General features: G+C 59.8%; 20 protein-coding genes and 3 tRNA genes. 15 read left to right on the top strand and 8 right to left on the bottom strand.

The features are described from left to right. Positions 1–246 precede the first annotated feature (246 nt). Positions 247–732: an Lrp/AsnC family transcriptional regulator gene (locus IVB19_RS17700; RefSeq protein WP_007591345.1), complete on the bottom strand. Its 486-nt coding sequence runs from the start codon at positions 730–732 to the stop codon at positions 247–249. A 193-nt stretch (positions 733–925) separates the two neighbouring features. Next, positions 926–1,231, bottom strand: a complete 306-nt coding sequence (locus IVB19_RS17695) for an ETC complex I subunit (protein WP_007591346.1) — start codon at positions 1,229–1,231, stop codon at positions 926–928. A gap of 260 nt (positions 1,232–1,491) precedes the next feature. Between IVB19_RS17695 and IVB19_RS17690 the strand changes: the two genes are divergently transcribed. Then, on the top strand, positions 1,492–2,661 hold the full coding sequence (locus IVB19_RS17690; RefSeq protein ID WP_018457761.1) for an OpgC domain-containing protein: 1,170 nt from the start codon (positions 1,492–1,494) through the stop codon (positions 2,659–2,661). Positions 2,662–2,701: 40 nt separating this feature from the next. On the opposite strand, the gene IVB19_RS17685 is transcribed toward IVB19_RS17690, so the two are convergent. After that, positions 2,702–2,896: a hypothetical protein gene (locus IVB19_RS17685; protein WP_018457760.1), complete on the bottom strand. Its 195-nt coding sequence runs from the start codon at positions 2,894–2,896 to the stop codon at positions 2,702–2,704. A gap of 335 nt (positions 2,897–3,231) precedes the next feature. Here IVB19_RS17685 and IVB19_RS40245 point away from each other — a divergent pair, with 335 nt between their 5' ends. From IVB19_RS40245 to IVB19_RS17630, 12 genes are all read left to right on the top strand, one after another. Beyond that, entirely contained in the window at positions 3,232–3,363 is a 132-nt protein-coding gene (locus tag IVB19_RS40245) for a hypothetical protein (protein ID WP_256374433.1), read from the top strand. Positions 3,364–3,890: 527 nt separating this feature from the next. Continuing rightward, positions 3,891–5,276: a tyrosine-type recombinase/integrase gene (locus IVB19_RS17680; RefSeq protein ID WP_247821639.1), complete on the top strand. Its 1,386-nt coding sequence runs from the start codon at positions 3,891–3,893 to the stop codon at positions 5,274–5,276. Positions 5,277–5,413: 137 nt separating this feature from the next. Then, on the top strand, positions 5,414–5,614 hold the full coding sequence (locus tag IVB19_RS17675) for a helix-turn-helix domain-containing protein (protein WP_247821638.1): 201 nt from the start codon (positions 5,414–5,416) through the stop codon (positions 5,612–5,614). A gap of 148 nt (positions 5,615–5,762) precedes the next feature. Continuing rightward, positions 5,763–8,165, top strand: a complete 2,403-nt coding sequence (locus IVB19_RS17670; protein WP_247821637.1) for a DUF3987 domain-containing protein — start codon at positions 5,763–5,765, stop codon at positions 8,163–8,165. A gap of 367 nt (positions 8,166–8,532) precedes the next feature. Further along, positions 8,533–8,916 (top strand): hypothetical protein, encoded by a 384-nt coding sequence (locus IVB19_RS17665; RefSeq protein WP_247821636.1) that lies wholly within the window; start codon positions 8,533–8,535, stop codon positions 8,914–8,916. A 60-nt stretch (positions 8,917–8,976) separates the two neighbouring features. Next, positions 8,977–9,432 (top strand): hypothetical protein, encoded by a 456-nt coding sequence (locus IVB19_RS17660; protein ID WP_247821635.1) that lies wholly within the window; start codon positions 8,977–8,979, stop codon positions 9,430–9,432. A gap of 410 nt (positions 9,433–9,842) precedes the next feature. Then, entirely contained in the window at positions 9,843–10,313 is a 471-nt protein-coding gene (locus IVB19_RS17655) for a hypothetical protein (protein ID WP_247821634.1), read from the top strand. Positions 10,314–10,469: 156 nt separating this feature from the next. Then, a complete protein-coding gene (locus IVB19_RS17650; RefSeq protein ID WP_247452942.1) occupies positions 10,470–10,715 on the top strand; it encodes a hypothetical protein in 246 nt (81 codons plus the stop codon). An 83-nt stretch (positions 10,716–10,798) separates the two neighbouring features. Beyond that, positions 10,799–11,806 carry a COG3904 family protein gene (locus IVB19_RS17645; RefSeq protein WP_247821633.1) on the top strand — a complete coding sequence of 336 codons (1,008 nt, stop codon included), beginning with the start codon at positions 10,799–10,801 and terminating at the stop codon, positions 11,804–11,806. Between the two features lie 620 nt (positions 11,807–12,426). Further along, positions 12,427–12,705 carry a hypothetical protein gene (locus IVB19_RS17640; RefSeq protein ID WP_247821632.1) on the top strand — a complete coding sequence of 93 codons (279 nt, stop codon included), beginning with the start codon at positions 12,427–12,429 and terminating at the stop codon, positions 12,703–12,705. Continuing rightward, entirely contained in the window at positions 12,702–13,877 is a 1,176-nt protein-coding gene (locus IVB19_RS17635; protein WP_247821631.1) for a hypothetical protein, read from the top strand. The genes IVB19_RS17640 and IVB19_RS17635 overlap by 4 nt, the downstream gene beginning before the upstream one ends. Positions 13,878–14,400: 523 nt before the next feature. Further along, complete coding sequence (locus tag IVB19_RS17630) at positions 14,401–14,616, top strand: hypothetical protein (RefSeq protein WP_247821630.1); 216 nt, start codon at positions 14,401–14,403, stop codon at positions 14,614–14,616. A 583-nt stretch (positions 14,617–15,199) separates the two neighbouring features. On the opposite strand, the gene IVB19_RS17625 is transcribed toward IVB19_RS17630, so the two are convergent. Then, positions 15,200–15,430, bottom strand: a complete 231-nt coding sequence (locus tag IVB19_RS17625; protein WP_247821629.1) for a hypothetical protein — start codon at positions 15,428–15,430, stop codon at positions 15,200–15,202. Positions 15,431–15,511: 81 nt separating this feature from the next. Here IVB19_RS17625 and IVB19_RS17620 point away from each other — a divergent pair, with 81 nt between their 5' ends. Further along, positions 15,512–15,709 carry a DUF3606 domain-containing protein gene (locus IVB19_RS17620; protein WP_247821628.1) on the top strand — a complete coding sequence of 66 codons (198 nt, stop codon included), beginning with the start codon at positions 15,512–15,514 and terminating at the stop codon, positions 15,707–15,709. Positions 15,710–15,880: 171 nt separating this feature from the next. On the opposite strand, the gene IVB19_RS17615 is transcribed toward IVB19_RS17620, so the two are convergent. After that, on the bottom strand, positions 15,881–16,315 hold the full coding sequence (locus IVB19_RS17615; protein ID WP_247821627.1) for a hypothetical protein: 435 nt from the start codon (positions 16,313–16,315) through the stop codon (positions 15,881–15,883). A 192-nt stretch (positions 16,316–16,507) separates the two neighbouring features. On the opposite strand from IVB19_RS17615, the gene IVB19_RS17610 reads away from it, so the two are divergent. Next, complete coding sequence (locus IVB19_RS17610) at positions 16,508–16,768, top strand: hypothetical protein (protein ID WP_247821626.1); 261 nt, start codon at positions 16,508–16,510, stop codon at positions 16,766–16,768. 96 nt (positions 16,769–16,864) lie between these two features. On the opposite strand, the gene IVB19_RS17605 is transcribed toward IVB19_RS17610, so the two are convergent. From IVB19_RS17605 to IVB19_RS17595, 3 genes are all read right to left on the bottom strand, one after another. Then, positions 16,865–16,941, bottom strand: a tRNA-Arg gene (locus tag IVB19_RS17605). A 207-nt stretch (positions 16,942–17,148) separates the two neighbouring features. After that, positions 17,149–17,220 (bottom strand) — tRNA-Glu (locus IVB19_RS17600). Positions 17,221–17,272: 52 nt separating this feature from the next. Next, a tRNA-Asn gene (locus IVB19_RS17595) sits at positions 17,273–17,346 on the bottom strand. Positions 17,347–18,153: the final 807 nt, after the last annotated feature.

The following is an 18,153-nucleotide window of genomic DNA, read 5'->3' as shown; positions in this document are numbered from 1 at the left end:
CAAAAGAGGCCTCGGCATGCGACGCAGGCTGAGGTTCACACCTCGCATGTAGGCCAGCACCAGGAACCGGCAATCACGCTTCGGCGCATTGCAGAACTTCGCAAATCACATGTCACAGTTAGGTGAGTTACTTATGTTTATATCCGCCTTATCCGAACCTGTATCCCGGTAAGGGAGTCACTCCCGCGCCTTCGGATGTTTGGACGTCGTTACGCGAGCTACGTTTTGGGACCCGTCGCCGCCGAACTATCCTGCCGCCGCGATCTCCTGCAATGGCAGCGGCACGTCCTTCGCCACGCCCAGCACCGGAAAGCTGCGGACGTTCTTCACGTTCGGCATCGCGGCGAAATGCAGGAGCTGCTGGCGCATGCTCTCGACGCTCGGCGCCACGCATTTGAGAAGATAGTCGGTGTCTCCCGAAATCCGCCAGCACTGCTGGATGCGCGGGATCGCGGCGATCGAGCTCTCGAATGCCGCCAGCACCGGCTGGGCTTGGCTGCCGAGCTGGATCGAGACGAACGACACCACCTCGTAGCCGAGCAGCCGCTCGTCGATAACGGCGCGCACCGCCCGGATCACGCCGCGGCTGAACAGCGATTTCAGCCGCCTCACGCAGTTGGGCCCGGACACCCCGACGCGCAGCGCCAGCTCGTTATTGCGAACCCGCCCGTCCTGCTGCAACTCGGAGAGTATTTTCAGATCGACGCCGTCGAGCTGGTCACGCCCCGCCATAGCCCACCTCGTCATGGTCGCATCATGCGAGACAGCGAAGCACGGGGCGGAATGGCTGCCAAGGGCAGGACGATGGGAAGAACCGGCGTGGTTGGCCGAGCTTGTCCCGGCCAACCGCGGGCTTTTTACGTGGACGCTAAAACGTGGATGCCCGGGACAAGCCCGGGCATGACCAGAGTTTCGTTGCCCGCCCTCAATGCGTCCACGGCTCGCCGCGGCGGAACGAGAAATTGTCCGCATAGGCGACCGGACGGCGCACCGATTCCTTTGGCTCGATCACCTGGTAGGCGATGCCCTTGCGCTCGCAATAGGCGACCGCCTCTTCCTTGCTGTGGAAGTGCAGCGTGATCTGCTGCTTCATGTCGCCGGACGAGGTCCAGCCCATCAGCGGCTCGACCGCGCGCGGCTGCTCGGGCTCGTAGTCGAGCTGCCATTCCTTGGTCTTCGACCGGCCGGATTGCATCGCGTTCTTGGCGGGCTTGAAAATGCGTGCGGTCATGGACGGTCCGGGCCTCTTGTTCGTCTTTTCGTTCGATTTCGATGCGTCACGGTAGCAGTTGGTGGAAACCGCGGGCATAGTATAGAGACACCTTTAGGGAACTGATCGGTGATTCCGGCCCCCCGGGATGGCTCGCCGATGGGTATAATCATTATGCTGCATCGTGACAATTGCGTACCCGCCTTCCGCGCCGGGGTCTCGCCCGGTGGCCCTGCTTCGTTGACATCTACCTGTCCGTCCCCTCCGAAAGCTCCCGTCGCATGTCCTTCCTGAACATCAACGCCACGCTCCCCGAGAAGGGCCGTGACCTCAGGCTCGACCTGTTTCGCGGCATTGCGAACTGGGCGATCTTCCTCGACCATATCCCCGACAACGTGGTGAACTGGATCACCACCCGCAACTACGGCTTTTCCGACGCCGCGGATTTGTTCGTCTTCATCTCCGGCTACACCGCCTCCTTCGTCTATGCGCGGATGATGCTCGAGCGCGGCTTCCTGGTCGGTGCTACGAGGCTGACCAAGCGGGTCTGGCAGCTCTACGTCGCCCACATCATCCTGTTCGTGATCTACATCGCCTCGATCAGCTATCTGGCGCTGCGCTTCGGCGATTCCGAGATGATCAACGAGTTCAACGTCGCCGGCCTGGTGGACAACGCCACCGAGACGCTGCGCCAGGGCCTGTTCCTGCGCTTCAAGCCGCTCAATCTCGACGTGCTGCCGCTCTACATCGTGCTGATGGGGCTGTTTCCGCCCGTGCTCTGGTTCATGCTGCGCAAGCCGGACCTGACGATGGCATTGTCCATCGTGCTGTGGCTGACCGCGCGCCATTTCGGCCTGAACCTGAACGCCTATCCGGCCGGACAGTGGTACTTCAACCCGTATTGCTGGCAGGTGCTGTTCGTGTTCGGCGCCTGGTGCGCCATGGGCGGCGCGCGGCGCTCGATGACGCTGATCAACGCACCGGTCACGCTGTGGCTCTGTCTTGGTTACATGCTGTTTGCGCTGGTCATGACCATGGCCGGCCGCTTCCCGACCCTCGGCGGCATGTTCCCGGAATGGCTGTTCTCGGCGTTCAACCCGAACGACAAGACCAACCTCGCGCCCTACCGCTTTATCCACTTCGTCGTGATCGTGATCCTGGTGATCCGCTTCGTTCCCAAGGACTGGCCGGGCCTGGAATGGAAAGGGTTCGACCCCATCATCGTGTGCGGCCAGCAGTCGCTCGCCGTGTTCTGCGTCGGCGTGTTCCTGTCCTTCGTCGGTCATTTCGAGCTGTCGATGAGCTCGGGCTCGCTGTTCGCGCAGATCTTCGTCAGCGTCGCCGGGATCGCGATCATGACGACGGTGGCCTATTACATCTCCTGGTCGAAGAAGCAGGACAAGCCGCTGAAGCCGCCGCCGCCCAAGACTGCGGCCGCAAAGGCCGCTTGAACGGGCAGCTCCGATCCCGCCGGACGACAGCGCCGCCGCTTCAGGCCGCCGCTTCGCTGTCGTACTCGGTAAACTTCTTGTAGATCCAGTCACGGCCGTCGTGGCGGCGCCAGACCTTGCCGTAAACGAGCTGCCCGTTGATCGAGCGGCGCGGCACGAACACGGTCCAGAGGTGCCAGATCTCGGTCCAGCTCGCCTGCGGACCGACGGTTCGGACGTTGCGATCGAGAGACATGATACAGAACTCACAGGATACGAGCGCTGCGACGAACTGTGATGTCGTGTGAGCACGAATTTCAGGCAGACCGTCGCAAGCCGAACCGATCTGATAACAGTCGCGAAGGCGCCCGCAACAACCGCTCGCTCTTAACCTAACCGATCAACCTTACCTCCTGTGAGCGCGTGGCGAGACCGGTTGAAAGCGGCCGCCGATTTTCCTAGACTGTGTGCGATTTGAGAATGAGCGCGTCGTTTTGAGGACGCGCGTTGATTTCCAGCCTGACGCGAATTTTTGAAAACGATTGATGGGCGGGGGCCACCACGATGAATTTGCAATGTGCATGTCTGCGCTTGGCGCTGCATTCGACGCCGCCTGCTCTGCCCGCGAAGACGCCGGAGCAGGAGCCGCGGAAGGTCGCCAACGACAATCAGCTGGCCTGGCCATTCCTGCCGTTTCCGTTCGGCTGGTACGCGACGAACTGATGGTTGGAAAAGCGTAACGCCGCGCAAGCGGAATATCATCGCTTGGCGGCGTCCGCTAGGCATTGGGCGCTGAAATCCCCAACACCAATATGTCTAGGACGACGCCTAAAGGTTCGACAAAGTTTTACGCATTCCGCGCCGCCCGACCCGCCCCAATGCCTTGAAATGTCGCGCGGAAAGTCGCGTTGCGCAGGGAATGAGCGCCGAGGGTTAGGAAGGCTTTGGCGGCTGCGGGCATCGGCATCGAACGCGCGCCATGCACGGCTGGAGCTGCGCTCGCCTGGCGCCTCGCCGATTGGCTATTGTTCTGAGGCGCGGGTCTGGCCCACCTCGGACTGGTCGGGGCAGCTGGATTCGAACCAACGACCTGCAGTACCCAAAACATACCAGCTAGTCCCTCACCCACCCTCGGAGACCCTCACCGACCTTAAGTGCCGCGGAGAAATCCCCCGCTCCTTCACCTCGTGCCATCCATCACCTGCTGTGATTGGCACCGCGGTGCTTCCCCCGTGCTTCCCGGAGGACAAATGAGCGGTCAAACAATCACTAAGACCCTGGTGGACGGCCTGGAGAAGCAGCCAGCCGAATACACGATCTGGGACGCCAAGCTTCCCGGCTTTGGGGTGCGGGTCCGGCCAACCGGCGCCAAGTCATTTATCATCGTCTACCGCGCCGGCACCGGCCGGACCGCTCCCGTACGGCGGCTCACCCTCGCTGCCGTCGGCAAGATCGCCCCAGAAGCCGCCAGGACGCAGGCAAAGATCCTACTGGGTACCGTGGCGAACGGCGCCGACCCGGCCGCAGAAAAGCGGGCGAATCGTCCAAAACGTGATCGGCTGACTTTCGATGAGCTCGCCCAACTGTACTTGGACCAATATGCCAAGGTCAGAAAGTCGTCCTGGAAGAACGATGAGGGCTACCTCAAGAAGCCGCGGGCGAAGTGGAAGCGCCGAATCGCGGCCGAGATTACCGACGATGATGTCGCGGAACTGCTCGAGGAGATCGGCGCCACGGCACCGGTGGGTGCGAATCGGACACAATCAATCCTGCACACCCTCTTTTCCTGGGCCAAGGAACCGGGCCGCAAGCACGTTCGGGCCAATCCAGTGGCGGACATGCGCCGGCGTTACCAGGAAAGCCCGCGGGAGCGCGTGCTTACGGACGAGGAGATCCAGGCGCTTTGGTGGGGGTTGGACGACGCGAATCTTCCCGCCGGCCGGCCGATCGCGCTCGCCTTGAGGTTCATTTTGGCGACAATGGTCCGGCCTGGCCAGTCCGCCGGCCTCCTCGTCCAAGAGCTGGTCGGCTTCACGTCGGATGACCCGCAGTACCACATTCCAAAAAATCGGGTGAAGAAGCGAAGAGAAGTGATTGTGCCGCTGAACGGATTGGCGACGTCAGTGGCGCGCGAGGCCATCGTCGCCGACAATCAAGGGGCCGTCTTTTCTTCCTGGACGGTGCGACCGGGTTCACATGAACCGCAGCCGGCTGACGGAAACTCGACTCATCGTGCGCCGCGCCAGCTAGCTCCGATCACCCGAGACGCTCTGTCGGCCGCGCTCAACGGCAGGCCGGCCAAGGGAAAGCGCCCCCCACGGAAAGGCATTCGAGAGCATCTCGGCATGGCGCATTTCACCCCGCACGATCTCCGGCGCACAGCCGCAACGATCGCGCGCCGCGGAGGCGCAAAGCGCGAAGATGTTAAAGCCCTGCTCGATCATCTCGAGGGCGACGTGACAGCGACATACGATAAATACGACATGCTCCCGGAGAAGCGAAAGGTTGCCGCGATCTTGGAAGCCGAGCTCCGCAAAATAGTTGGAAATCGACCCATGCCAATCTCGAAACCGATGCTCGCCGGAGACAACGTCGTATCAATCGCCGACGGTGAGCGAAAAATTCTAGCTGTGTGAATCGCCAAAATCGACAAACCCACAAATGCAAGGGGAGACGGTTTCTGATGGTCGCTGCTAGCATCTGATCTAGTTAGCGGGCGCTTGGGGCTCTTTAGTCCGGCGCCGCTCGCTTGCCTCGGAGCGGAGACCGATCAATGCAGCAATTTCTGGACACCAAAGAAGCCGCCAAACACGTTCGGCTGTCGACTGCCACGCTCGAGCGCTTGCGCGTGCGAGGCGGCGGCCCCCCTTACATCACCCCTATTCCAAGCCGCGTGCTGTACGACGTGACCGATCTCGACGCTTGGATGTGGAGCCGCCGACGTCATTCAACTTCGGAAATTGAAGCGGCTTAAACGACCGGCGCGCGTGCGCGCGTCTTCACCGGCCAAGCATTCCCAAACACCAGATATGAGGGCCAAAAAGCCACGCCCCGCGGGCGCCAAAAAGAATGGCCCCGCCGACTGCCAGGTCGAACGGGGCCAGAAACTGAAAACGTGAGATATGAATAACACAACGATCGTTGACAATCAACGAACCGCGCTTGGCCTCGCCGAGTTAGGGTTCGATGTTTTTCCTCTGCTTCCAAATCAAAAAACGCCGGCGCTGGAGGGGAATTGGAAGGACATAGCCACTCGTAACCCAAGTAAAGTGCGGAAGCTGTGGGCGGGCGGCTATCGCGCCTGCAACATCGGCATTCGCACCGGTCTACCGCTCCAGAATGGCGTGCTGGTCGTCATCGATATCGACATCAAGGACGGCAAACCGGGTTTGCAGTCGATCGCGGAGCTCGAGGACCAGCTCGGCAAGCTGCCGGCGACGACTACTTTCAGCACGGCGTCTGGAGGCGAGCACCGCTACTTTGTAGCGCCCTGGCCGCTCGGGAACAGCAATTCCAAGCTTGGGCCCGGCGTCGATGTGAAATGTGTCGGGGGTTATGTGGTTGGCTGTGGAAGCACCATCGACGGGAAAAAATACGACCTCACCAACCAAGAAGGTATCGCCGAGCTGCCCGAGATTTGGGCCACAGCATGCGGACGTCCCCGTGAGCGATCTACTCTTGATCGGGACAGCCCCTTAGTCGACCTCGATCAACCTGCCAACATCGAACGCGCGATATCTTACCTCGCCGGCGCGCCCGCGCATGGCACATACGTCGTGGCCTGCTCCGTCCGCGATTTCGGCATCAGCCAGGAAAGATGCCTTGAGTTGATCGTCGACCGTTGGGAAGGCGCCGAAGGCAAGAGTTGCGAGCATATCGAAACGCGCGTGGCCAACGCCTACACGTACGCTCAGGATCCTCCCGGCATCGCATGCGCAGAAGTGGAGTTCGAGGCTGTTGAAGTGGATGGGCGACCCCAGCCGGTCGGCGAGTGGGATGAACCGGCGGACCTCTGGAAGGAAGAGAAGCCGCCAAAAGACATGCTCGAGGGCATCGTTCCGCCCTTTCTGAACGCGTTCGGAAGGGACCGGGCTAGATCGCTGGGCGTGAACTCGGATGCGATCACCGCCGCCGCCGTCGCTGTCGTGGGTTCGCTGATCCCGGCGACCAATCGGCTGCAAATGTATCAAAACCGGAGCTCCTGGTCGGTGCTTTGCGTGCTGTGGACCGCGCTTGTCGGCGACCCAGGCTCGGCCAAATCGGCCGCTGTGAAGGCTGCGCTCGCTTTTGCCAACCCGGTCAACAAACGCTGGTCGGCGGCGTTTTCAAAGGAGTTGTCCGAGTACGATCGGGCGGAACTTGCCTTTTCGACTCAGAAATCAGCGAAGAAAAAGCCCGAAGAGCCGTCCCACGAAGACCGGCACCCTGCAGACATCATCGTGAAACCATCGCTGCCCAAGGCCCGATCAAAAATCTCAAATGACAGCACCACGGAGGCGATTGTCACTCGCCTCGCCGAGACGCCGGAAGTCGCACCTTTGATCCAGTATTCCGACGAACTGTCGGGATGGTTGGGCGGCATGGACGCTTATCGGTCCAAGGGCTCGAAAGACCGGGCGCTTTGGCTCGAGGCGAAGGAAGGTGCTCCCTACCGGGTGGACCGACAGGGTCGCGGCTCTGTCGAGGCGCCAAATCTAGCGGTATCGATTATTGGAGGCATTCAGGACGACCTCATCGCCCGGCTCGCGCCCGATCTTGCGACCGATGGTCTGCTGCAACGATTCGCCTTGATCGCCATTCGACAGCTCGGACTCGGCGAAGACAACGCCGAGGTTCCTGCCATCGAGGCGGCTATTCCGCGCGTGGCATTGGCGCTTGCGGGTCTCGAGGAGGCTACTTACCGCTTCGACGCGCAAGCCGCGGGGGAACTGTGGGCCATCAAGGCGTTCAAATCTCGTGAGATGGCCCGCCCCGATATCCCCTCGGGTCTGAAGACCTGGTTAGCCAAGACGGACGCCGAATTTGGCCGCTACGCGTTGGCTTTCCATCTGATCGAGTGGGCCATTATCGCGGAAGCGCTGGAAACACCACCCGATGAACTCATCTCAGCCGATACCGCCAGGCGAGCTCGACGGTACGTGGAAGAGTTTCTCTACGCCCACGCCCTGTTCATCCACACGACGGTCCTCGACGGTGCCGGCCACGACCACGAAGCCCGGTGGATCGCTGGCTACGTTCTCACACGCGATCTGGAGCGAATAACCGCCACAGAGGTCGGAAGAGCGCGGCCGCGCAGCCTGGGCCGAAACCGGAAGCAGTTGCTCGCGGTGATGGGCCGCCTCGAGGCCGACGGGTGGGTTCGAATGACCAGTTCCGACCCTGCCAGCTGGCGGGTTCATCCGGCAGTTCACGATGGGCGCTTCGAGGACATTCGGCGGGCCGAAACTGAACGCCGGGATGCCGTCCGCGGCGAGATCGCAGAGGCCGCAAGCGTTCGGCGAGCCGCAACGGGAGCTGCGCTATGAAATTGCGAGGTCGTCAGCGGTGTCAGCGGGTGTCAACGCTGTCAGCGCCATTGGCTTCCGGTCTTCGGCCCGACACGGTGGACTGGGCCCGCCGCGATGCGCTGACAACCGCTGACAGCGCTGACGGGAAAGAGGCCTTGAAGGCCCCGCCAGCAGCCGAGGTGTCAGCGGTGTCACTTGCGCGCGCGGATACACCAAGGCTTTTTACCCCCTCTTACCTCTACTTTCCCCTGAGCCCGTTTAGGCGGAATCCGCTGACACCGCTGACACCCTTCCTCGTTGGCCGCTTCACCCCAGTCGAGGCGCCCGCCCCGACATCCGCCCTCATCCAAGTCGTGGGCGTGCGCCCGCAATACGGGAGGCACTAATGAACCGCTTCGCACCTGGCCGCTCCTTCAAGTCTCGAGGCCGGCGGTACCAGATCCTCGGGACGAAGGATCATTGGACCCGAGACGGCCGCTACGTCGAAATGATCCGCTATCAGTCCGCTTGTGCCGAACCCAGTTGTAATCGCACCTTCACAGCTCTCACGACGAAGAGCAGGATCCGCAAAGGGCAGCTCAACAAACGCTGCGAGCTCCACCACGCACCCGGTGTCCCTATCCCGGTCAAGAAGGTCAGGAAGAAGCGGCCGAAGGTCCGTTTGAAGAAGCCGACGGCCGCGGCGCTGCTGAGAGATCGCAGAGAGCGGGCGGTCAATCGGGCCATCCTCGCCATGCAGCGCGTCCAGCGCCCCTCCTACCTCGACTGAGCGGCTCTTGCAGGGCTTGCACGGGCCTTCCAGCTGCGACAATCTGGCGTTGAGCCCAGAATGGAGGTCTTCACGATGCCCCGCGGTCAGTTCTACACGGTCTTCACCTTGGGATTTGCCATGGCGATCCGTTTGCTGGGGGTCATCGCGGGCCTGGCTCTGCTCTTCTGGCATGAGCCGTATTGGTGGGTCGCTCGGGCTTTCGACGGTCAGGTGAATTGGCTCTCGCCGCTTTACCTCTCGCTTATCGTCGCCGGTGCTCCTCTGTTCGTGGCCTATTGGATGGTTCGCATCCAGCAAACGATCGTTCGCTGGTCCGGCGATCGGCTGATTGCAAGGCTGAACCAACAATACACTGCGATCGAACAAACGCAGGGGCGCGAATACGCCGACGAGTTCATGAGACTGCAGGCGCAGGCCATGATCGAGAAGAGCGAGGGCCAGCCGTTCAATCTCTTCGGACGAGAGAAGATGCTCCACGCCGCGGCAGTCGCTGGCGTCCGGCCGCCAACGTAATTGCAGTCGCCGACGGCATTGTCTTCTGCTGTGCAAGCCAGGTAGCGCGCGGCGGAGGCAACCGCGAGCTCCCGAGCGAAAAGTAATCCTCTCACCTTTCGTTTTTGCGATGTAGCCCGGACAGCCGAACACGGGTTGCGACAACGGCATTCAGGCTTAAAAGTCGAGTGATCAAAATCGCCAAAACGCGCAAAATCGATAGTGCGCCCCACCACACCGATTCGGAGTGACGTACCTTCGCGTGCCGAGTTTAGGGAGAAGGGTCGACCAGACAAAAACAGACACGAAGGCGAGAGAGATCGCGGGCTTCAGGACTTCGCGCAATGTCGACAAAGCCGACAAACCCTCACCGTTGACCGAGATCGGTTTCAGTGATCCCAAACGCCCCGGGGCTCATGGGAGAGCAAAGCATGCGCAACGAAAACGACGTCCTCGAAGTCACAGCGATATTCACGCGTAATCCCGACGGCCAATCATGGTCGCCGCCGGGGGACGTCGGCGCTAGTGACCAGCCTCCACACCCAGCACCACCGGATGGAAGGGTTGCAGTCGCCGACAACGTACCGTACGAGCCCTCGCCTGAGATCAAACAAGCGATGCTCGCGGCGGCTCGCGGCCAGCAACTGGTCGACCGCCTTGCCGCCCTTCAGAATGACGCTGTCGAGAAGTACACCGGTATCTCTCGAAGTGAGCTCGGCCTGCGCGTCTGGAACGCGCCGATGGCGGCGGTCGCAACTCGCCTCGGGCTCAAAAAGCACGTGCTGATGCGCATCTGCAAACTGTATGAAGTGCCGACGCCGCCCAAGGGCTACTTCAAAACGAGTTTCGCCAACCGGCCGATCCGATGGACGCGCGTTGCCGTTGGGGGGCCGACCGCGTGACTGCTGTCCTCTCTGCCAGGGACAGGAGGTCCTCGAGCGTCTCAAGGGATGGCCGACTGTACCGGTAGGATTCCTGCTCATCCGATGGTTGGACTCGACCGGCGGCCCGCAACGTGGTTGCATACGGCATTCGATAAAACCTTTTGGGGGATCAGAATGAAACAGCTCATTTTGGCTGCCGCACTGGCGCTGGCCACAACCGCCGCACAAGCGCAGTATCTCAGCGGCACCGGTTCAAATCCGAGTACGCATACCTCGTCGGGATATACCCGCAGCACCGGTACTTACGTGGCGCCGTACGTCGCGACCAATCCGAATGGCACGCAACGCGACAACTTCGGCACCAGCGGCAACTATAATCCGTCCACCGGTCAGACCGGTCACCGGACCCCGCGCTATTGATTGCAACCATTGGAGACGTTCGATGAATTGTCGCCCGTTGCGACAACGAAGTCGGACGTCTCTCTTGATAAAGGCGAAAGGTGATGGCCAAGTCGCGCCCAATATTTACAGTCCTATTGCTGCTTACGCTCGCCCTGTTTTCGCGCGTTGTCCACTCTGCCGAAGTCAAAGTCGGTGTGGGGAAATCTGGACAAGCAACGATCTGGATCACTGGGGAGATTGTACCTGGTGACGCCGACAAGTTTTCGCAGTCAGTTCGGCAAGCCAATGATTCCGGGAAATTTGTCGCCAACGTTAGATTGGATTCTCCGGGCGGAAATTTGCTCGAGGGGGTCAAGATTGCCGACGCCATAAGGTTCGGCAAAACATCCACGAACGTGGGCAAGACAGCGGTCTGCGCTTCGGCGTGCTTTCTGATGTTTGCTGCCGGCTCTACCAAGAACGCCGGCTATGGCGCTCAAGTCGGCGTCCACGGAGCGTCAGGAGAAAATGGAGAGGAAACGGCGGCATCAGGCGCTGCGACGGTCTCTATGGCCAAAATCGCCAAAGAGTTGGGCGTGCCCTCCGCAATCATCGGCCGCATGGTCGTTACGTCTCCACAAGACATGGTTTGGCTGAGCCCGCAGGAGCTTCAGTCGATGGGCGTCACCATGATGGGCCGTCCCTCTCAACTCACTCCGCCGGTCGCCAGTCTGCAACAGACCCCACCGAACTCACCTTTGTCCTTATCACCCTCAGGAGCGACGCTCTCCGCCGCACGAACAACGCCCAATGCCAGTCCTAGTTGGGGAGAAATTGTCAACCGGGCGATGGAAAAATCAGCAAGCCAGAATAACGGGAAGCCTCTTTTTAGCCGCTCCTGCCAGCCCGAACTGAGGGTGTGTAACATCGGCCTAAGCTACCTGGATAATCAGGGCAAAGTCGCGTTTTTAAAAACAGTCGAGGACATGAACGGCAAGGTCATTGCACGTGAGGCATGCACCTTGAACGATTTCCAGGATGTCCGAACCTGCATCAACTGGGACGACGGCACTTCGCATCGTGACATGAAGGACAGCAAGGGAGTTTGGTCCAAGGTAGCGGACCAATAGACCGGACCGCCCGCTCGCCTTTCGAAAGACATTTCCAAATAGCCCTCGGGTTCATCGACAGTAATGGGCGCCGGAGAACACGCGCAGTTTGCGCCAGCGAAGGCGGCTCCTGAGTCGCGGCGGGTCCAACGCCGAGGTGATGATCCACCGCTTTACAACCGTGGGGAAAACTGCCTCCAGGTCAGCCAACCTGCATTTTCCGACTCGCCCGATCGTGCTCGCTGTGCGCCAATGTCCTGGTTGCGGGGGTGCGCGTGAGCCAGTTTTTGTCCGTACTTCTGCTGGGGACTGCATTGACGCTGACCTTGTGCTTCGGCGTTGCGGCATGGCGCCAGTCCGCGGGCAGAGACGTCGACATCACTGCAACTATCCCGCATCAGGAAAACGGCTGGCGAGCGAGGCCGACCAACTGAAGTCTTGCGCTCGCCCTCCAGTTGCGGCTATTGCAGGCTTTAACCGCAAAATGCGTAATTTGAGTCGGACGACCGCTCAAAAGTGGTATATTAATGGTTGAGCCGTATCATCAGGACTGTCCGGGGCATTGCCCGCCGGACGACGCAAATCCGTATGCAGGCAGCCTCTACCGGGCCGCGAAGAAGTTTCCTCCAAGCGAGCGGGACATGCGCTCCGTGATCGAGCAGGGTCGGAAGACGAATCCCCGGGATTGCAAAAGCTGGGGTCTCTCCGTTTGGGTCGACGAGACAGCTGCACGTCACGCCCGCAAGTTAGTGCCCTTCTTTCGGGCTTGCTCAATCGTCAAGTTTACCGTCGATGAGGATAATGGGGAGTTGCTGCACACCCCTTCGAATGAACAGCCTGGGCACCATACGTATTGGAAGAAAGCCGAAGTCGCATTCTCGGATGATGATTTTTCGTTGCTTCTTGGTCCAGAAGCATGACTTGGCAACCAGATACAGAAGGGTTTCCGCCATGGAGCAATGATCCGATCCTTGCTCAAGAAGTTCTTTATTCTTTCGACGGGCCCGTCATTTTTGTTGCTCAAGTCGGACTGTCAAAAACGCTCTTCGTAAAGTTCGATGAAGGCGACGACACCAGTTTCTTTCACGCAGGTCCGATCGACGAGAACCACTTAGCTGCTCTCAAAGCGGGCGAGCTATCGCTGCGTGGAGCCCTGACGTCCGATCAAATATTCATTGTTGAGCTTACTCAGGATCTCTACGTCAAACGCTTTTGGCAAGACGAAATTCGATTGTGGAGCGAACGTTTTCTGCCAGCTCGACGAATTGGTTTGGTGCCACAGGTCAAGCTCATCTGGGATTCTTTGGCCGAAGCGAGGGCGTTGCTTGCGCTGACCTTTCAAGGCGCATCGCTCGGCAGATCTCACATGCCGCTGGGATTGCTCACTGGGCTCGTTAACAAAACGCATGAAGCTGCACGGCGTATTCTTTTGCCGCCGAATCTATTGAGTTTGAAAAGTGCCTCCATTGATTTCCATGTCGCACCTCCAAAGTTTAGCAGCTTAGTTCTGGCGCTCCAGAATCCCGTGTTTCGCAAGGAGGTAATCCAAAAGCGTATGCCGGGCGAGGATGCGCCAGAGCGGCTCGCCTCGGAAATACAGATCAATGGCAGCGACTTTGTCGATAATATTTCCGAGCTATCTGAATCGGCCGACAAAGGCGAGATTAGCCTTTCGATTGCGCAGGAGCGCTTCAGCTCGCTCGAGCAAATCCGTAGCATTGTTCCGACCGAGAGAAACAAGCTCTCGGAACTGGCGATAACGTCCAACACAGACGAAAAGCGATCGCTTGTTGTGGTCAGCCACGAAACCGGCGATAAAATCATTCGAGCCCGGAAGTTGATCGAGGCTCGTCCCATCACCGACCACGGCCGCATCATCCAGACAAACGACAAGCGATATACAGTCGTCTATCAATCAGTCCGCGGAACCGAAGTTACATTCACGATGGACGCAACTTCCTTCAATGCTATGGAAGCAGAGGATTCGTTGAAGTTGGGCAACCGCATAAGGGCCGTCGGATACCTTGAACGTCGGACCCGACGCGACTCGTTGACGCTCACGGAGCCACTTCAAACGGCTCCCGCAAAATAAGAATCAATCCTCGCCCGATCAGAGCGCGCGCATGCTCGATCAGCCGAATCGACTCCGAGCCGATGGTGCACGGCTTCATGAGCTAGCGTTCGGCGTGACGTCAATCACGAGGCCGGCCTGGTCAGCCGCCGGCGGCGGTGCAGGCTCGCGAACCACGATCACCAGTCCCGGCACCCTTTGCACATCAGACAGGTCGATCAGGTAGCCGGCGCGCGGCCGCCTGCGGCGGTGCTGCGGCCTCTCCGACGACAGGCAGGCTCTCCGATCTCGACGGGCGGTGAGCCTTATGGCCAGCGCGGCGCGATCCTGCGTGGGTCAGCGAGCCATGATGGCCGTTCGGCGAATGGGAAGGAATAATCACGAAGGTACGAATTGAGCGCCCCAGCAATCAGCTTGCGGCCGCGATTAAGCGCTAGACCTACAGAGCGGGCACATCTCGAATGAACTCTCGCGCGAACCGCTGCCGTACCTCGGAGGTCTCGCGTCCCTGCCCTGTGCTTCAGGAACGTATGGCGTCAATCGCGTGGGCGATCATCCCTATTTCCCTGATCGCGTCGATGACTACCCGCCCAAGGACCCCCTCTACTTCCACGCCGTCGCGGTGGCCCGTGGCCAGGCCTTCGACTGGACGCGCCGGCAACTCGCCCCCCGCGCAGCGCACCCGTTCGTCCAGCCGGTCGCCGATCGGCGGCGCGACTGGATCCGGCTCGGCCATTCACCGGAGGCGCTGGGGCTCTGATGCAGAAAGTTCGGATCACCCAGATCGACGGGACCCTGCCCAACTTGGCGCTGATGCGGCTGGCCGCGCATCACCGTGCCCGCGGCGACCAAGTGCACTTCACCCGGCGCGTCCGGCGCGAGCTCTTCGAGCCGCCTATGACGCCGTCTACGGGAGCGCAATCTTCAAATTCTCGGCGGACAGGGTGGCGCGCTTCCGAGATCAGTTCCCCGGCGCGATAGTTGGCGGTACACCGAGCGATTTGGAGTGCAGATGGATCAGATCGAGGAGAATGTGCCGCTTCTGCTGGCCGCGATCCTGAAGTACTTGGACGATAAAAAATAACGTCAGGGGCTCTTCCTCGACTTTGGCCTAAATGGCCGAATTGCTGCGGAGGGTCTATATTGTGCCGATGAACGATCACCAGCGCACTTGCCGATGCGGCGCAGTGTACCGTCGCACTGAATTCATGGCACCCAGCCGCGAAGTAAACAGCTTCGAGTGCGCCGTGTGTGGCGAGACGTTGGAGCACTGGAATAGCGCTTGGGTACCGACGTATCGCCTGATTATCGGTCCCATACGCGAGCCCACCCGTTCCTGATCGTTATTCGGGTTTGATAATCATCAGGACGCGCGCCTCGATCTGGTCACGATGCGCCACGTACGTGTCCTGCATATCCTCAAGGTGTTCGAGGAACATGATGGCAGGGAGCGGATCGTTACCTTCCCGCTCTAGTCTTTCTACAATCTTGCGCTGATGCGACAGGCACCGTTCGCCTTTAACGACGTACCGGCGCGCCTTGGACAGCTCCTGTAGTGCCTCAACCAAACTCATACTCAGCTCCTCACGCTTCCCGGCGTGGAACTCTCAACTTATGTAGAGCGTTCCAATGGATAGAACTAGGAGGCTTGAAGAATGGCGAAGAAGGCCAAAAAGCAGACCGCGCGCGGTCGCAAACAGGATCGCGCTCGAGTTGCTGGCGGACAGGACTACGAGGTCCGTTACACCGCAAAGAAGGCTCGCACGTCGAAGTCGGCCGTGAAGAAAGCGGTCAAGAAAGTCGGCAGCAGTCGGAAGAAGGTCGTAAAGGTCTTGAAGCGCGGACGGCGTTGACAGCTCGCGAACAAAAAGAAAGCCGGAGAGCGCTGGCGCCTCCGGCCTAACAACGGTCTCCCGTCATTCTACGAGGCCTTCTTACTTCTTAAGCGGCAGCCTCTCCGTCCATTGATATAGAGTACTGGGTCCACAACGAGAACTATCGTTTTTGCATACGTACCGGGACATCTACTTCGGCATAGTATTTTCGATGCCGGCCGCATATGCGCTAAAAAGCTTGTGGCAGTGGTCAGCGAACAAAGCCACCATGAAAGTCTCGTCAGGGTCGCTTCGAAATTCTGCGAGCCATCGCTGACTCCACAAATATGGTTCGGCAAACATGGTTCGGACGTCCTCAAGAGAAGCCTCAGCAAGTTGATCGCGGCTCAATTGGAGACCTCGTGCGAGCGCCTTGCCCACGACGAGATCCCCATACACCGGCATAGCGGAGTGCAGCAGTGTGCCAGGATATGCAGCCTGCATCAGGGCGACGAAGCATATCGTCTCGCACTGCAGCAGAATCTTGTTCTGATACGCATGATGCAGCGCCGTAGGGATCTTTAGACTGAGCGCGTTGGTATCGCCGAACTCGTTGTGCGCCACCAGTCCGTCATATTTGCGCATACTGGACTTCAGCGCGCGGCTTCTTGCTCCATCCAAACATTCGTTCGCCTCCACGTTAACGCGCGTCGCACTGGCTTAACTAACCGCTTGGCCCTGCTGTCCGATCGGGTTCCGGAGAGATTTGCAACGGTTCCGGAACTTCGTGCAAACAGCTGGATTGCTCCTTGTCCGTAATGGAAAGAGGAGATGTCGATGAAAGCGCTACTGGTATTAGCTGCATTGGGCGCGCTCGCCACGCCCGCACTCGCGGATGAAGTTGGTGTCGGTGTTGGCGTCGGCCCAGTTGGGGCTGGCGTGACTGTTGGTCAAAGCCCCGACCGCGATCGTGATCGTATTCGTGAACGCGAAACAGTAGTCAAAGAGCACGAGCCTGCCGATCGCACCACCGTCATCAAGAAAGAACATGATGATGATGGTACCCGCAGCAAGACTATCGTCAAAGAACGAGATTGAGACAAAGGCCCCGGTCCAAAACGGGGCTTTTTCTTTTGAGATCGATGGGTAGGAAATGGCTAGACCGACCGGGATTTTAGCTAAACGCTTGAGGTCTGGCGATCCCGGCATGACTCGAACATGCGACCTACGGTTTAGGAAACCAGCGCTCTGTCCAGTTGAGCTACGCGACCATGTGCGAAAAATACGAATGGCTGGCCGATCAGCGCGATGGATACATGCGCCGCATGGAGCAGGCGATCGAGAGCGAGGAGCTAGCGCGGTCGCAGCATGCCCAATGCGACGATGTCGAGATGCTCGAGGGCGACCGCGAAGCACTGCTGAGCCAGAATGCCGAACTGACGTCGCGCGCTGAAAGAGCGTTGCGTCTGCTGATGCGATGGCGCCTTCAACCGGATTCGAACCGGCGTTTTCCCGGCTGAGAACCGAGGGTCCTACCGCTAGACGATGGCTGCAGACTTCCGTTTCGGCGGCCGAAGTCAGGCGACGGCCTTGGAAGTCGAATGGCTCCCCGACCTGGATTCGAACCAGGATGGACCGATTAACAATCGGGCCGCTTACCGTTAGCGGATCGGGAATAATTCCAGTTATATTTTGCGGTCGTTCTGTCGGCAGGTCCGGCACAGATCGGCAGGTCGGCCGCAAATGTGCAGGTCATGCAGGTGATGATGGTGGAGGCGCCGAGACTCGAAAACTCGGGACCAACTACTTGCAAAGCAGTCGCTCTCCCGCTGAGCTACAGGCCCGATTCTGCACCGGCAGGCATCTTCGCCGACTACCGTAATCTTTTGTCCGCGAATTTTGGTACTGGCCTGTTTCCGACCTCGGTGGCCTAATTGATTTTGGGAGTGGCCTAATTTGATTTAGGACCGGCCCGGCCCTGTGATACGTTAGCTGCCATCACCGGCCACGATTTCAAGGCGCCGGTGGCTGAGAGATCGCGCGCTCCCGCCTGTACTAAGGGAGCGAAGCATGGGCCCCGACCGTATCAGCCCTGAAACCCGGAAGCTCCTGGAGCGCGCGGACCGGGCCATTCAGGAGAGTGCTTACCTCCGAGCCCTCAACGCTGAGATCAGGGATCAGCCGCTACCCTCGCGCTGGGCGAAAGACCCACACCGCGAGAAAGAGTAAGGCCGGCTCAGTGGGCGGCCTGTTCCATTACATCCCCCTGGCCCCGGTTTCTCAGGCCACGCGAAATTGTGCCGTCTGGCGGTCATATACATGATTTAGTCCGCTCGTACCCTCGGGGGGCCGTCTACATGCATAAGGATCGCCAAAACGATCTAACGGTAGCGCAGTGTCGTGCGCTTGCAGACCGCCATAAAGCCCAAGCTCAGGTCGTTCTCAGTTGATCCTAAAGTCCTGCCGAATGATGTGTTGGTGCT

This window comes from Bradyrhizobium sp. 187 (assembly GCF_023101005.1).
Lineage (GTDB): Bacteria > Pseudomonadota > Alphaproteobacteria > Rhizobiales > Xanthobacteraceae > Bradyrhizobium > Bradyrhizobium canariense_D.
The sequence above is the reverse complement of the archived record's forward strand: the minus strand, read 5'-3'. Positions and strand labels throughout refer to the sequence as shown.

Excerpts from the sequence above, each read along its gene's own strand:
- IVB19_RS17700 (WP_007591345.1), bottom strand. The coding sequence starts at position 732 with ATGGCGGGGCGTGACCAGCTCGACGGCGTCGATCTGAAAATACTCTCC.
- IVB19_RS17695 (WP_007591346.1), bottom strand. The coding sequence starts at position 1,231 with ATGACCGCACGCATTTTCAAGCCCGCCAAGAACGCGATGCAATCCGGC.
- IVB19_RS17690 (WP_018457761.1), top strand. The coding sequence starts at position 1,492 with ATGTCCTTCCTGAACATCAACGCCACGCTCCCCGAGAAGGGCCGTGAC.
- IVB19_RS17685 (WP_018457760.1), bottom strand. The coding sequence starts at position 2,896 with ATGTCTCTCGATCGCAACGTCCGAACCGTCGGTCCGCAGGCGAGCTGG.
- IVB19_RS17680 (WP_247821639.1), top strand. The coding sequence starts at position 3,891 with ATGAGCGGTCAAACAATCACTAAGACCCTGGTGGACGGCCTGGAGAAG.
- IVB19_RS17675 (WP_247821638.1), top strand. The coding sequence starts at position 5,414 with ATGCAGCAATTTCTGGACACCAAAGAAGCCGCCAAACACGTTCGGCTG.
- IVB19_RS17670 (WP_247821637.1), top strand. The coding sequence starts at position 5,763 with ATGAATAACACAACGATCGTTGACAATCAACGAACCGCGCTTGGCCTC.
- IVB19_RS17665 (WP_247821636.1), top strand. The coding sequence starts at position 8,533 with ATGAACCGCTTCGCACCTGGCCGCTCCTTCAAGTCTCGAGGCCGGCGG.
- IVB19_RS17660 (WP_247821635.1), top strand. The coding sequence starts at position 8,977 with ATGGAGGTCTTCACGATGCCCCGCGGTCAGTTCTACACGGTCTTCACC.
- IVB19_RS17655 (WP_247821634.1), top strand. The coding sequence starts at position 9,843 with ATGCGCAACGAAAACGACGTCCTCGAAGTCACAGCGATATTCACGCGT.
- IVB19_RS17650 (WP_247452942.1), top strand. The coding sequence starts at position 10,470 with ATGAAACAGCTCATTTTGGCTGCCGCACTGGCGCTGGCCACAACCGCC.
- IVB19_RS17645 (WP_247821633.1), top strand. The coding sequence starts at position 10,799 with ATGGCCAAGTCGCGCCCAATATTTACAGTCCTATTGCTGCTTACGCTC.
- IVB19_RS17640 (WP_247821632.1), top strand. The coding sequence starts at position 12,427 with ATGCGCTCCGTGATCGAGCAGGGTCGGAAGACGAATCCCCGGGATTGC.
- IVB19_RS17635 (WP_247821631.1), top strand. The coding sequence starts at position 12,702 with ATGACTTGGCAACCAGATACAGAAGGGTTTCCGCCATGGAGCAATGAT.
- IVB19_RS17625 (WP_247821629.1), bottom strand. The coding sequence starts at position 15,430 with ATGAGTTTGGTTGAGGCACTACAGGAGCTGTCCAAGGCGCGCCGGTAC.
- IVB19_RS17620 (WP_247821628.1), top strand. The coding sequence starts at position 15,512 with ATGGCGAAGAAGGCCAAAAAGCAGACCGCGCGCGGTCGCAAACAGGAT.
- IVB19_RS17615 (WP_247821627.1), bottom strand. The coding sequence starts at position 16,315 with ATGCGCAAATATGACGGACTGGTGGCGCACAACGAGTTCGGCGATACC.
- IVB19_RS17610 (WP_247821626.1), top strand. The coding sequence starts at position 16,508 with ATGAAAGCGCTACTGGTATTAGCTGCATTGGGCGCGCTCGCCACGCCC.